Annotated in this window: 8 protein-coding genes and 1 pseudogene; 5 read left to right on the forward strand and 4 right to left on the reverse strand. The window is 73.5% G+C overall.

The annotated features are described in order from the left end of the window. Positions 1–324: 324 nt before the first annotated feature. Positions 325–819 (reverse strand): PaaI family thioesterase, encoded by a 495-nt coding sequence (locus K7G60_RS11130; protein ID WP_225800675.1) that lies wholly within the window; start codon positions 817–819, stop codon positions 325–327. Positions 820–895: 76 nt separating this feature from the next. After that, complete coding sequence (locus tag K7G60_RS11135) at positions 896–3,178, reverse strand: FdhF/YdeP family oxidoreductase (RefSeq protein ID WP_225800676.1); 2,283 nt, start codon at positions 3,176–3,178, stop codon at positions 896–898. Positions 3,179–3,392: 214 nt separating this feature from the next. Between K7G60_RS11135 and polA the strand changes: the two genes are divergently transcribed. Beyond that, positions 3,393–6,104 carry a DNA polymerase I gene (gene polA / locus K7G60_RS11140; protein WP_225800677.1) on the forward strand — a complete coding sequence of 904 codons (2,712 nt, stop codon included), beginning with the start codon at positions 3,393–3,395 and terminating at the stop codon, positions 6,102–6,104. A 720-nt stretch (positions 6,105–6,824) separates the two neighbouring features. Beyond that, positions 6,825–7,154 (forward strand): annotated as a pseudogene (locus tag K7G60_RS11145) (serine hydrolase); the annotation flags it as partial. A gap of 217 nt (positions 7,155–7,371) precedes the next feature. Here the strand turns inward: K7G60_RS11145 and K7G60_RS11150 are convergent. Beyond that, complete coding sequence (locus tag K7G60_RS11150) at positions 7,372–8,268, reverse strand: DUF4184 family protein (RefSeq protein WP_225800678.1); 897 nt, start codon at positions 8,266–8,268, stop codon at positions 7,372–7,374. Positions 8,269–8,509: 241 nt separating this feature from the next. On the opposite strand from K7G60_RS11150, the gene K7G60_RS11155 reads away from it, so the two are divergent. The 3 genes from K7G60_RS11155 to K7G60_RS11165 all read left to right on the forward strand — a co-directional run bounded on the left by K7G60_RS11155 (position 8,510) and on the right by K7G60_RS11165 (position 11,628). Beyond that, positions 8,510–10,318 (forward strand): lytic transglycosylase, encoded by a 1,809-nt coding sequence (locus tag K7G60_RS11155; protein ID WP_225800679.1) that lies wholly within the window; start codon positions 8,510–8,512, stop codon positions 10,316–10,318. Between the two features lie 163 nt (positions 10,319–10,481). Next, positions 10,482–10,622, forward strand: a complete 141-nt coding sequence (locus K7G60_RS11160) for an SPW_0924 family protein (protein ID WP_225800680.1) — start codon at positions 10,482–10,484, stop codon at positions 10,620–10,622. A gap of 10 nt (positions 10,623–10,632) precedes the next feature. Then, the gene (locus tag K7G60_RS11165; RefSeq protein ID WP_225800681.1) at positions 10,633–11,628 is read left to right on the forward strand and encodes a DUF3068 domain-containing protein; all 996 of its coding nucleotides are present in this window, start codon (positions 10,633–10,635) and stop codon (positions 11,626–11,628) included. Here K7G60_RS11165 and hrpB read toward each other — a convergent pair. After that, the gene (gene hrpB, locus K7G60_RS11170) at positions 11,612–14,155 is read right to left on the reverse strand and encodes an ATP-dependent helicase HrpB (RefSeq protein WP_225800682.1); all 2,544 of its coding nucleotides are present in this window, start codon (positions 14,153–14,155) and stop codon (positions 11,612–11,614) included. The genes K7G60_RS11165 and hrpB overlap by 17 nt on opposite strands. Between the last annotated feature and the right edge of the window lie 48 nt (positions 14,156–14,203).

The following is a 14,203-nucleotide window of genomic DNA, read 5'->3' on the forward strand; positions in this document are numbered from 1 at the left end:
ACCTCGGTGCGCTCGGGGGCGGGGGCCGCGTTGTACGAGTTGATCGCCGAGGACGGGATCGCGGTGGCGATCACGGCGGCGCAGGCGGCGGCGGTGACGGCGGTCATCGCTGTGGTGGTGCGTACGGCTGTCACGAAGAACCCCTCGATGGGTGAATGGATCAGGTGTTCTCCTGTGGGGGAGGCCGCCAGTGAAGCGGCTGTGCCCGCCGCGCGACAAGAGGGCGGAGCGACGAAGGGGGCGGGGCGCACCTGCGCCCCGCCCCCTTCGTCGCGATTGCCCGCGGAGTGCCGTCGAATCGTCGGGACGGCCCGCGGAGTGCCGTTACGCCCGACCCGCCGACGGCAGGTCGTCCGCGGCCTTCGCGTCGACCTCGCGGAGCAGACAGGTCAGCCGCGCCGAGCAGACCCGCTTGTCCTGCTCGTCCGTGATCACGATCTCGTACGTGGCGGTCGACCGGCCCCGGTGGACCGGGGTCGCCACGCCGGTGACCAGGCCGCTGCGCACCCCCCGGTGGTGGGTGCAGTTGAGGTCGACGCCGACGGCGATCTTCGAGACCCCGCCGTGCAGCATCGAGCCGATGGACCCGAGCGTCTCGGCGAGCACCGCCGAAGCGCCGCCGTGCAGCAGCCCGTACGGCTGGGTGTTGCCCTCGACCGGCATGGTGCCGACGACCTTCTCGGCCGAGGCCTCCACGATCTGGACGCCCATCCGGTTCCCGAGGTGCCCGGCCGAGAAGAGCGCCGGGAGGTCGACGCCCAGCGCCGCGTACTCGTCGATGACCTCCTGCGGGAACTTCACGTGCTGCTGCTCACCCATGGGGCCGGCTCCGTTCGTCTTCGTACGGCTGCTGATCTGCGTGTGGTCTGCCTGCTGCGCGCGCCTGAGCAAACGCTTAGGCGGACTGTGATTGTTCCAGACGCACGATCACGGACTTGCTGGCGGGGGTGTTGCTGACGTCCGCCGTCGACTCCAGCGGGACCAGCACGTTCGTCTCCGGGTAGTAGGCGGCCGCGCACCCCCGGGACGTCGGGTAGTGCACCACCCGGAAACCGGGCGCCCGCCGCTCCGTGCCGTCCGTCCACTCGCTCACCAGATCCGCGTACGCCCCGTCCGCGAGACCGGACGCCGCCGCGTCCTCGGGGTGCACGAGGACCACCCGGCGGCCGTTCCTGATCCCCCGGTAGCGGTCGTCCAGGCCGTAGATCGTGGTGTTGTACTGGTCGTGCGAGCGCAGCGTCTGCAGCAGCAGCCGGCCCTCGGGCACCCTGGGGTACTCGACGGGGGCGGCCGTGAAGTTCGCCTTGCCGGTCTTCGTGGGGAAGCGGCGCTCGTCGCGCGGGCCGTGCGGCAGCGCGAAGCCCCCCGGGCTCGCCGCGAGCCGGGCGTTGAAGTCCTCGAAGCCCGGCACCACGCGCGCGATGCGGTCCCGGATCCTGGCGTAGTCCGCCTCGAACTCCTCCCAGGGCGTGGCCGATCCGTCGCCGAGGACGGCCCGGGCCATCCGCGCCACGATCGCCGGCTCGGACAGCAGGTGCGGGCTCGCCGGCGGCAGGTTGCCCCGGGAGGCGTGCACCAGGCTCATCGAGTCCTCGACCGTCACGAACTGCCGGCCGCTCTTCTGCGTGTCCCTGTCGGTGCGGCCGAGCGTCGGCAGGATCAGCGCGCGCCTGCCCGTCACCGCGTGCGAGCGGTTCAGCTTCGTCGAGACGTGCACGGTCAGGCGCGCGTTCCGCATCGCGGCCTCCGTCACCTCCGTGTCGGGCGTCGCACCCACGAAGTTGCCGCCCATCGCGAAGAACACCTTCGCCTCGCCGTCCCGCAGCGCCTGGATCGAACGCACCACGTCGAAGCCGTGGTGACGCGGCGAGACGATCCCGAACTCCTTGTCCAGGGCGTCGAGGAAGGCGGGCGCCGGGCGCTCGAAGATGCCCATCGTGCGGTCGCCCTGCACGTTCGAATGGCCGCGCACCGGGCACACGCCCGCGCCCGGCCGGCCGATGTTCCCGCGCAGCAGCAGGAAGTTGACCACCTCGCGGATGGTCGGCACGGAGTGCTTGTGCTGGGTGAGGCCCATCGCCCAGCAGACGATCGTGCGCTCCGAGGCGAGCACCATCTCCAGGGCCCGCTCGATCTCGGAGCGGCTCAGCCCGGTCGCGGCGAGCGTCTCGTCCCAGTCGGCCGCCTTCGCCGCCGCCGCGAACTCCTCGTACCCGTGGGTGTGGTCCCGTACGAACTCCTCGTCGACCGCCCCCGCCGTCTCCAGGACCAGCTTGTTGAGCAGCCGGAAGAGGGCCTGGTCGCCGCCGATCCGGATCTGCAGGAAGAGGTCCGTGAGCGCCGCGCCCTTGAGCATGCCCTGCGGGGTCTGCGGGTTCTTGAAGCGCTCCAGACCCGCCTCCGGCAGCGGGTTCACCGAGATGATCCGGGCGCCCGAGGCCTTCGCCTTCTCCAGCGCCGAGAGCATGCGCGGATGGTTCGTCCCCGGGTTCTGCCCGGCCACGATGATCAGGTCCGCCCGGTGCAGGTCCTCCAGGGAGACGCTGCCCTTGCCGATGCCGATCGTCTCCGTCAGCGCCGAGCCCGAGGACTCGTGGCACATGTTGGAGCAGTCCGGCAGGTTGTTCGTGCCGAACTCGCGCGCGAAGAGCTGGAGCAGGAACGCCGCCTCGTTGCTCGTCCGCCCCGAGGTGTAGAAGAGCGCCTCGTCCGGGGAGGCCAGGGCCCGCAGCTCCTCCGCGATGACCTCGAAGGCCCGCTCCCAGGACACCGGCTCGTACCGCTCGCCGCCCTCAGGGAGCAGCATCGGCTGCGTGATCCGGCCCTGCTGGCCCAGCCAGTACCCGCTGCGGGTCGCCAGGTCCGCCACCGGGTGCGCGGCGAAGAACTCCGGCGTCACCCGGCGCAGCGTCGCCTCCTCGGCGACCGCCTTCGCGCCGTTCTCGCAGAACTCCGCCACGTGCCGCTTGTTGCCCTCCGGCCAGGCGCAGCCGGGACAGTCGAAGCCGTCCTTCTGATTGACCTTGAGCAGGGTCCGCGCGGTCCGCCGCAGGCCCATCTGCTCCTGCGCGATCCGCAGCGTGTGCCCGATGGCGGGCAGGCCGGCGGCGGCGTGCTGCGGCGGCGTGACCTGCGGTGCGTCCTGGACCGGGTCACCGGCCGGCGGCTTGCTGACCATCGCGCTCTCCCTTGAGCGGTAATCCTCTGGCGTACGTCTCCGATCCTGTCACGGGGCACCGACAGACCGGCACCCCGGCCGCTGCGGACGGAAGCGGCCGACCGGTGCGGACGGGAGTGCCCGATCGGTGTGGACGGGAGTGCCCGATCGGTGTGGACGGGAGTGCCCGGCCGGTGTGGACGGGATTGTCAGTGGACCGTGGCAGGATCGTCCTGTGGCCGAGACAGCATCGAAGACCCCCGCAGACACCCGCCCCCGCCTGCTCCTCATGGACGGGCACTCGCTCGCGTACCGGGCGTTCTTCGCGCTGCCCGCGGAGAACTTCACCACCGCGACCGGACAGCCGACGAACGCGATCTACGGGTTCGCCTCGATGCTGGCGAACACGCTCCGCGACGAGGCGCCCACGCACTTCGCGGTCGCGTTCGACGTGTCCCGCAAGACCTGGCGGTCCGAGGAGTTCCCGGAGTACAAGGCGAACCGCTCGAAGACCCCCGACGAGTTCAAGGGCCAGGTCGAGCTGATCGGCGAGCTCCTCGACGCGATGCACGCGCCCCGCTTCGCCGTCGACGGCTTCGAGGCCGACGACGTCATCGCCACCCTCGCCACCCAGGCCGAGGCCGAGGGCTTCGAGGTCCTCATCGTCACCGGCGACCGGGACTCCTTCCAGCTCGTCACCGACCGCACCACCGTGCTCTACCCGACCAAGGGCGTCTCCGAGCTCACCCGCTTCACCCCGGAGAAGGTCCAGGAGAAGTACGGCCTGAGCCCCTCGCAGTACCCCGACTTCGCCGCCCTGCGCGGCGACCCGTCCGACAACCTCCCGGGCATCCCCGGCGTCGGCGAGAAGACCGCCGCCAAGTGGATCAACCAGTTCGGCTCCTTCGCCGAGCTCGTCGAGCGCGCCGAGGAGGTCAAGGGCAAGGCCGGCCAGAACTTCCGCGACCACCTGGAGTCGGTCAAGCTCAACCGCCGCCTGACCGAGATGGTCCGGGACGTCGAACTGCCGAAGACCGTCGCGGACCTCGCCCGCGAGCCGTACGACCGCGCGGCCGTCGCCCTCGTCCTCGACACCCTGGAGATCCGCAACCCCTCGCTGCGCGAGCGGCTCCTCGCCGTCGACCCGGGCTCCGCCGAGGAGGCCGCGCCCGCCCCCGCCGCGGGCCTGGAGCTCGACTTCGCCGTCCTCGGCGCCGGCGAGCTCGCCCCCTGGCTCGCCGAGCACGCCACCGGGCCCCTCGGCATCGCCACCGTCGACAGCTGGGCCCTCGGCACGGGGAACGTCAGCGAGGTCGCCCTCGCCGCCGCCGGGGGAGCCGCCGCCTGGTTCGACCCCAGCACGCTCGACGAGGCCGACGAGCAGGCCTGGGCCGCGTGGATCTCCGACCCCGACCGGCCGAAGGTCATGCACAACGCCAAGGGCGCCATGCGGGTCTTCCCCGAGCACGGCTGGAGCATCGCCGGCGTCACCATGGACACCGCCCTCGCCGCCTATCTGGTCAAGCCCGGCCGGCGCTCCTTCGCCCTCGACGCCCTCACCGTCGAGTACCTCGGCCGCGAGCTCGCCCCGGCGGCCCCCGCCGACGGCCAGCTCGCCTTCGGCGCCGACGACACCGCCGAGGCCGAGGCCCTCATGAGCCAGGCGCGGGCCGTCCTCGACCTCGGCGAGGCCTTCGACGAGCGGCTCGCCGAGGTCGGCGCCCGCGAACTCCTCCACGAGGTCGAGCTCCCCACCTCCGCCCTCCTCGCCCGCCTGGAGCGGCACGGCATCGCCGCCGACCGCGACCACCTGGAGGCCATGGAGCAGCAGTTCGCCGGCGCGGTCCAGCAGGCCGTCAAGGAGGCCCACGCCTCCGTCGGCCACGAGTTCAACCTCGGCTCGCCCAAGCAGCTCCAGGAGGTCTTCTTCGGCGAGCTGAACCTCCCGAAGACCAAGAAGACCAAGACCGGCTACACGACGGACGCCGACGCGCTCGCCTGGCTGGCCGGCCAGACCGAGCACGAACTGCCGGTGATCATGCTCCGCCACCGCGAGCAGGCCCGTCTGCGCTCCACGGTCGAGGGCCTGATCAAGACCGTCGCGGCGGACGGCCGCATCCACACCACCTTCAGCCAGACGGTCGCGGCGACCGGCCGCCTGTCCTCCACCGACCCCAACCTGCAGAACGTGCCGGTCCGGACGGACGAGGGCCGGGCCATCCGGCACGGCTTCGTCGTCGGCGATGGCTTCGAGGCCCTCATGACCGCCGACTACAGCCAGATCGAGCTGCGCGTCATGGCCCACCTCTCCGAGGACGAGGGCCTCATCGAGGCCTTCACCTCCGGCGAGGACCTGCACACCACCGTCGCCTCCCAGGTCTTCGGCGTCGAGCGGTCCGCCGTCGACGCCGAGATGCGCCGCAAGATCAAGGCCATGTCGTACGGCCTGGCCTACGGCCTCTCCGCCTTCGGCCTCTCGCAGCAGCTCACCATCGACCCGGCCGAGGCCCGGATCCTGATGGAGACCTACTTCGAGCGCTTCGGCGGGGTACGGGACTACCTGCGCCGCGTCGTCGACGAGGCCCGCGCCACCGGCTACACCGAGACGATGCTGGGCCGCCGCCGCTACCTCCCGGACCTCAACAGCGACAACCGGCAGCGCCGCGAGGCCGCCGAGCGGATGGCGCTCAACGCCCCCATCCAGGGAACGGCCGCCGACATCGTCAAGGTCGCCATGCTGAACGTCGACCGGGCGCTCACCGAGGCGGGCCTCGCCTCCCGGATGCTCCTCCAGGTCCACGACGAAATCGTGCTCGAACTCGCCCCCGGCGAGCGCGAGCAGGTCGAGTCCCTGGTCCGCGAGCAGATGTCGGCCGCCGCCGACCTCCGCGCCCCCCTGGACGTCTCGGTGGGCGTGGGCCAGAACTGGGACGCGGCAGCACACTGACACCGAGACGGCGCCCACCCCGTTGTGCCCACCCGTTCCGCAAGGAGCGGAACGGGTGGGCACAACGGAACGGCGCCCTCGCCGGCGCCCGAGGCTCCGGGGCCTGAACCCGCACCCGCTGTGCGGCGCACACGGGGTGCGGGTCCAGGCGCGGGACGCGGAGGCGCCGGCGAGGGCGCCGTCCCGTGTGCCCACCCTCCCCAAGCTCTCGGCTTCGCTCGAGCAGGGGGGTCCCCCCTGTCCCAGCGGGACGACCGCCCACACGGGCGGGTGGCGGAAGGGCACCGCCCCGCGGATGTGCGCCAGTCGGACCAGTCGGAGGGCGCCCAAGCCCCCCGCCTCCCAAGACTGGGAGGCATGATCCGCCGCCCCCACCACCTCCCCGCCTGGGCTCTCCTCGGCGCCCTCCTCGGCGCATCGGGCACCGCCTGGTCCCGGCCCGCCGAGGCACACCGGGCTCCCGCGCTCTGCACCTCGTCCCGCGAGCCGGCCCTCGCCGCCCGCCTGTCCCAGGACATCGCGACGGTGCTCAAGGGCCGCAAGGGCACGGTCTCCGTCGCGGTCCACGACCCCGCGCGCGGACTGCGCTGCCGGCTCGCCGACACCCTGGCGTACGACTCCGCCAGCATCGCCAAGGTCCTGATCATGCAGGCGGTCCTGGGGCGCGCGGAGGAGCTGGGCCGGGCGCCGACCCGGCTGGAGGCGCGGCGGCTGAAGGCGATGATCACCCGCTCCGACAACACCGCCGCCACCGAACTGTGGGAGGGGCTGTCCCGCGCCCGGCTGAACAGGGTGCTGCGGGAGGCCGGGGCCCAGGGCACCGTCCTGGGCCACCGCAACTACTGGGGCCTCACCCGCACCACCGCACGCGACCAACTCGCCCTCCTCGCCGCCGTGTCACGCCGCAGCGAGGCCCTGTCCCTGATGGGGCAGGTCGTCCGCTCACAGGCCTGGGGCGTCACCGCGGGCGCGCCCCGCAGGGTCAAGGTCCACCTCAAGAACGGCTGGCTGCCCCGCGCGACCCATGCCTGGCGCGTCCACAGCGTCGGCATCGTGCGCCCGACGGCGGCCCCGACGGGCACAGGCACGGGCACCGACACCGGCACCGGCACGGCGAGTCCCGCGGTCGACTACCGGATCGTCCTCCTGAGCCATGACAACCCCACCATGCGATACGGCGTCCGCACCCTGGAGAGCGTCGCCCACGTCGTGCACCGCAGGCTCTCCGGCGGCGCCGCGGCCCGCGGCTACACCCCGCCGGAGAACATCAGCGAGATCCCGGACGGGAGCGCTCCGGCCGAGGTGCCGGGTCGGGGAGATCCCGGGGGACCGGCGTGGCCGGAGGCGTCCGGGCCCGCGGCGATCCGAGGAGCCGCGCCCCCGTCCCGTACAGCACGAGCCCGACGGCGAGCCCCGCGCCGGCGCCGAAGCATGCCGTCGGGATGACGTCGAGGGGCGTCTCGATCCGGTCCCAGCCCCAGTACGCGGCCCAGCGCAGCACCCGGTGGGCGACACCCGCGAGGACGCAGCCGCCTATCAGCCCGGCGGCCAGGAGCCAGCCGCGCGGGCCGGGGACCGGGACCCGGGACGGCAGCTCCGCCCCCGGAGAGGAGGTGCGCAGCGCCCGTGCCGCGTACCAGCCGAGGATTGCGAGCGCCAGCGCCGAGCCCCCGTACTGCGCGTAGAGATAGACCGGGAACCCGGCGACGATCTCGCCGAGGAAGGGGATCGAGCGGGTGCCCCAGCGGTCGAGGTGGGTGAAGGAGTCCCACACCACGTGGGTGGTGGCACCGAGCATCGCCGAGAGGCAGAACCACCCGACGAGCGCCGCCGGGTGCCGCTCCCGCCAGGGACGGCCCCGGACGAGCCCGTACACCCTGCCCCGCCACCGCTCGGGCAGCAGCGCGACGAGCGGCTCGCGCACGGTCAGCCACAGGCCCACGAGGGCGGCGGTGATCAGCACGTCGGCCGTGACGATCCCGACGGGGGAGTGGGTGACGTCCCCGAGGACCATCGCCCCGGGGAACGCGGTCGCGGCGAAGTAGGTCATATCGGGCGAGAAGGATCCTGCGACGAGGGCGGACGCGACCAGCGGCCCGCGCGCGGTCCCGTCCCGGCGCAGCGCGGGCAGCACGGCGGCGGCGTGACTCAGCGTGAACGGCAACGGGAGTTCCCCCAGGGTTCCGACGGTGACGACGACCGGTGCGCGTGGCCGGCCGGAGTGCAAGAGGGGCGGGACGCTCCGGTCGGTTCCCGGACTCACCTGGTCGGCAGGCGGCCAAGAGGTGACGAAACCGTGAAACACGGTCAGGGCCCGGTGTTCGAAGGTCCGGAGTTGGCATAGGGTCGCCTGAGGTCTCACGCGGGGAGCGTGGGACCGCGTAGATGGGGAGGGAACGACGGATATGGCAGCGCACATCGGCCGCCGACTGCGCAAGGGAGCCACCAGTGGTGCGGTGGTGGCCGCGGCGGTTGCCGCGCTCGCCGCCTCGCAGGCGCCGGAGGCGATCCCGCCGGCCGCGGACAACACCGGCGGGGACCAGGCCATCGGTGCGGGTGACACGACTTCGCCGTCCGGAAACGGGTCCGTGACGGGCGATTCGCCGTACTACACGGACCTGCCGCCGCTGATCACGCCGAACCAGCCCGGGGCGAGCACCAATCTGCCGTTGACGACCGGCCCCGCCGAGGCCGGCATACCCGCGTCCGTCTACTCCGCCTACAAGCGGGCCGAGCTCTCGATACGCTCGACCGACCCCGGCTGCAACCTGCCGTGGCAGCTGCTCGCGGGCATCGGCAAGGTCGAGTCCGGCCAGGCGAACGGCGGCAGGGTCGACGCCAACGGCACGGCGTCGCCGCGGATCCTCGGCCCCGCCCTCAACGGCAACGGCTTCGCCCTGATCACCGACACCGACGACGGCGCCTACGACGGCGACACGAAGCTCGACCGGGCCGTCGGTCCGATGCAGTTCATCCCGTCCACCTGGGCGACCTGGGGCCAGGACGCCAACAGCGACGGCAAGAAGGACCCGAACAACATCTACGACGCGGCGCAGGCCGCCGGCCTCTACCTCTGCGCGAACGACCGCAACCTCGCGCTCAAGGCCGACCTCGACCAGGCGATCCTCAGCTACAACCGGTCGAGGGAGTACCTGAACACGGTCCTGTCCTGGGTCGCCTTCTACGAGCGCGGCACCCACCAGGTCCCGGACGGCACGGGCGTGCTGCCGATCCAGCGCAGCGACAACGGCAACAGGGGCAACCGCACCCGGCCCGTCACGCCGCCCTCGACCGTCCCCACGACTCCGGCGCCGACGCCGGGCACCCAGAAGCCGAAGCCGCCGCAGACCACTCCCGGACCGGTCGAGCCGCCGACCGTTCCCACCAAGCCCCCGGTCACCTCGCCGGTGACGCCGCCCGCCCTCCCGGCGGTCGCCAAGGTCGCACGGCTCGCGATCGTGGCCAACGAGAAGCCGACCACGACCACCGGCAGCGCCTTCACGGGGCTTCCCCGCGTCGCCGCCCTCGACGCCTCGGGCAAGCCGGTCCCCGGCGTGAACGTCCGCTTCGAGATCATCGGAGCCACCGACGCCCGGTTCGGCGGCGGCGGGACCGCCGCCACCGTCACCACCGGCTCGACCGGCCTCGCCACCTCGCCCGCCCTCCGGGCCGGCGAGAAGACGGGACCCTTCACCGTGCGGGCCACCGTGGTGGGCCGGACCCTGAACGCGGCCGACTTCGCCGCGACCGTCACGGAGCGTCAGGCGGACACCCTCACCCGGCTCGCCGGTGACCCGCTGTCGGCCACGGCCGGCACCGCCTTCGCCCAGAAGGTCCAGGTGAAGGCCACCGACAAGGGCGCCCTCGCCCCCGGCGTGCGCGTCACCGCGGTGATCGTCACCTCGAAGACGGACCCCAAGGAGAGCGCCGAGGGCCCGTCCTTCAAGAGCGCGGACGGCACCACCGTCCGTACCGTCACCCTCGTGACCGGCACGGACGGACTGCTGACCCTCGCGCCCGGCGACCTCCTCGCGGGCGACAAGGCCGGCACGTACTACCTGCAGTTGACCGCACCGGGCGGCGGCACCACCTTCATCGACCTGACGGTCGGCGCCCCCGCCACGACGGACCCGCAGCCGAGCCCGGAGCCGACGCCCTCCGGCAGCGACTCGCCCGAGGCCACCCCCTCGCCCAGCACCTCGCCCTCGGCCTGACCGCCCGCGCTCCGCGCCGCGTCCCTCCGCGCCGTCCCCCGTCCGCACCGGACGGGGGACGGCGCTTCGCGTCACCCGGGTGCAACGTGTTCTCATCTAGCGGCCGCGTTGCTACGGTGCCCCCGCCCTGACGACCTATCAGATCGCACCCGGGAGGCCGACCATGCGCGCCCTCGTCGCCGCCGCCATCGGACTCGCCCCAGTCCTCCTCTTCGTCCTGCTCCTCGCCGTGGTCGATCTGCCGCCCGACGGCCCCACCTCGCCCAAGCCCCTCCTGACCGCCGACCCCGGCCCCAAGAAGTAGGGGGCCGACCGTGCGCCGCCGAGCCAGCCTCGTCCTGCTCTCCCTCGCCGTCTTCTGCGCCGCGATGGCCCCGGTCCTGCGCTGGTACGCCTTTCCCCGCCTCGCGAAGATCCCGCCCAACCAGTACCAGGAGACCGTCCTCGAGGCGCGGCCCGCGACCCTCCTCGACTACTCCACGCTCCGGGCCGAGAAGGTCGACAAGATCACGATCATCCAGACCCTCAAGGGCAACGTGGAGGAGTCGCGGCGCATCGAACGCGACGCCGGGCGCGACGTCGTCGTCTGGGACGCCCTCGCCTACGTCACGGGGCCCGACGGCAAGATGGTCTCCAAGATCCCCGAGCGGTACGTCTTCGACGCCCACACCCAGGACCCCGTGCACGCCACCGGCGAATCGGTCGACGGCGACCCGGTCCGGCGCGAGGGCATCGAGTTCAAGTTCCCCTTCCTGACCGAGAAGCGCGACTACCAGTACTTCGACGCCCAGACCCGCACCGCCGCCCCCATCCACTACAAGGGCACCCGCACCTTCCGCGGCATGGAGGTCTACTACTTCGAGCAGACCATCCCCTGGACCAGGGTCCCCATGCCCAAGACCATGCCGGTCAAGGGCATCACCCCGAAGATCCTCGCCGACTCCGGCCTCACCCGCTGGTACACGACCAAGCGCATGTTCTGGATCGAGCCGGTCACCGGCGCCCCCGTCAACGGCGAGGAGATCCACAAGGAGGAACTCCGCAACGCCAAGGCGCTGATGGGGCGGGACACCCTCACCGTCTTCGCGGGGCACGTGAAGATGCGCGAGGACTACCTCGAGAGCGTCGGCGAGATGGTCTCCTCCAACCGCCTCGTGGTCCTCATGCTCGTCTCCTACGTCCCGTGGAGCCTCACCCTCCTCGCTCTGGTCCTCCTCGCCCTCGCGCTCTGGCTGGAGGCCCGCTCGCGCCGCCCCGAACCGGAGCCGCCCGCCGCCCCCGCCCCGACACCGGTCAGCGCTCCCCTCTGAGCCGCGCGCTGGTGTGCCGGGTCGGCACCGCGGCGGACGGATCCTCGGGCCACGGGTGCTTCGGATACCGCCCCCGCAGCTCCGCCCGCACCGCGCGGTAGCCGTCCCGCCAGAACGACGCCAGGTCGGCCGTCACCGCCGCCGGCCTGCCGGCGGGGGAGAGGAGGTGGACGAGCACCGGGACCCCCGCCACCCGGGGCGTCTCGGCCAGGCCGAACATCTCCTGCAGCTTCACCGCGAGCACCGGCCGCTCACCCCCGTATTCGACCCGTATCCGCGAACCGCTCGGCACCTCGATCCGCTCCGGCGCCAGCTCGTCCAGCCGGACCGCCTCGCCCGACGCCCACGGCAGCAGCCGCCGCAGCGCCTCCCCGGCGTCGATCCGCCCCAGATCGGCCCGGCGCGACGCCCGGGACAGCTCCGGCTCCAGCCACTCCCCGGCCCGGTCGACCAGCACCTCCTCCGAGACGTCCGGCCAGGGCTCACCCAGCTCCCGGTGGAGGAAGGAGAGCCGCTCGCGCAGCTCCCCGGCCTCCCGGCGCCACCGCAGCAGCCCCAGCCCCTCGCGCCGCAGGCCGTCGAGCAGCGCCTCCCGCACGAGGGCCGGCTCGGCCCCGGCGCCCAGGGGACGGACCGTCAACTCGACCGCGCCCAGCCGGTCCACGGACCGCGCGACCACGTCCCCGTCCTCCCAGTGGACCTCCTCGCCGGTGCTCCGCAGGTGCCCGGCCGCCCGGCACGCCGTGGACTCGTCCACCACCGCCGCGAGCCGCACCCGCGCCGTGGCGTCCCGCGCGGTGCGGTCCGCCACCGCCACGGCGAGCCACGGGCTGGACCGCAGCCGGGAACCCTCGGCCAGCCGCGCCCCGCTCCCCGACACCATCAGACAGCCGCCCTGCTCCCGGGCCCTGGCCACCCGCTCCGGAAACGCCAGCGCCGTCACCAGACCGGCCACGGCGTCGTCGCTCTCCCGCTCCCCGGCGGCGCCCCCGCCCACCTCCTCGCCGGCCGACCGCTCCAGACGCCGCGCCTCCGCCTTCCACCGCGCGCCGTAGCCGTCGGCGCCCCGGCGGGCCGTGCGCCAGGCCGCCACCAGGTCGTCCCCGTAGTCGCGCGGCGGCTCCTCGCTGAGCAGCGCCACCACCTCCGCCGCCCGCCGCACCCCGACCTCGGGCGCACCGTCCAGGAGCGCGCGCCCCAGCCGGGGATGCAGCCCGAGCCGGGACATCCGTACCCCCCGCTCCGTGGCCCGGCCGTCCCCGTCCACGGCTCCGATCGACCCGAGCACCGCGCGGGCCGCCGCCATCGCCCCGGCCGGGGGCGCGTCGAGCAGCGCGAGTCCCTCCGCCGTCGGATCGCCCCAGCAGGCGGCCCGCAGGGCGAAGTCCGCCAGATCGGCGACCTTGATCTCGGGGGAGGGGAAGCGGGGCCTGCCCCCGTCGCTCGCCTCCGGCCAGCAGCGGTACACGAAGCCGAAGGCCTCCCGGCCGGCCCGGCCGAGGCGCTGGGTCGCCGTCGCCTCGGAGACCGTCACCGTCGCCAGCGAGCCGAGCCCCCGGGCGTGGTCCATGCGCGGCTCCCGGGCGAGCCCCGAGTCCACGACGATCCGGACCCCCGGCACCGTCAGGCTGGACTCCGCCACCGAGGTCGCGAGGACCACGCGGCGCCGCCCGCCCGGCTCCGTACCGCGCAGGACCGCGTCCTGCACCGCCGCCGGAGCCCGTCCGTGCAGCTGGAGCACCTCCGCGTCGACGCCGTCCAGCATCCCGGCCGTCCGAGCGATCTCCCCCGTCCCGGGCAGGAAGCAGAGGACGTCCCCCTCGTGCCGCTCCATCGCGAGCCGGACCGTCGCGGCGACGTGCCGCAGCAGCGCCGGGTCCACCCATGTGCCGTGCGCCGGCCGGACGCCCGGGGGCGGCGCCGCGAAGAAGACCCGGCAACCGTGGCCCTCGGCCCTGCTCCGCACCACCGGCGCAGGCCCGGTGCCGTCCAGGACCGTGAGGAGATCCGCCCACGCGGCCGCGTCGCTCGTCGCCGACGCGGCGATCAGCTTCAGCTCCGGCCGCAGCGTCGCCCGGACGTCCACCAGGAAGGCCATGGCCGTGTCGGCGTCGAGATGCCGCTCGTGACACTCGTCGAGCAGCACCACGTCCACGCCCGCCAGCTCCGGATCGCGCTGGAGCCGCTGGAGCAGGATGCCCGTCGTCACCACCTCGACCCGCGTCGCGGCACCGGTCCGCCGCTCGCCGCGCACCGAGAAGCCGACCGCGCCGCCGACCTCCTCGCCGAGCAGCCAGGCCATCCGCCGGGCCGCCGCCCGCACCGCCATCCTCCGCGGCTCGGCCACGAGCACGCGCCGCACCGGTCCGTCCCCTATGAGCCCGGCCAGCGCCAGCGGCACCAGGGTCGTCTTGCCGGTTCCGGGAGGGGCGGACAGCACCGCCGCGCCGCGCTCCGCGAGCACGGAGAGCAGCTCGGGGACGGCATGGCGGACGGGGAGACGGTCGAGTGCGTCGTTTCGGATCACGCACTCAGTCTCGTACGCGACGCCGAAAAGAAAGGCCCCGTCGTCCAC

The organism is Streptomyces sp. NK15101, assembly GCF_020400725.1.
Taxonomy (GTDB): domain Bacteria; phylum Actinomycetota; class Actinomycetes; order Streptomycetales; family Streptomycetaceae; genus Streptomyces.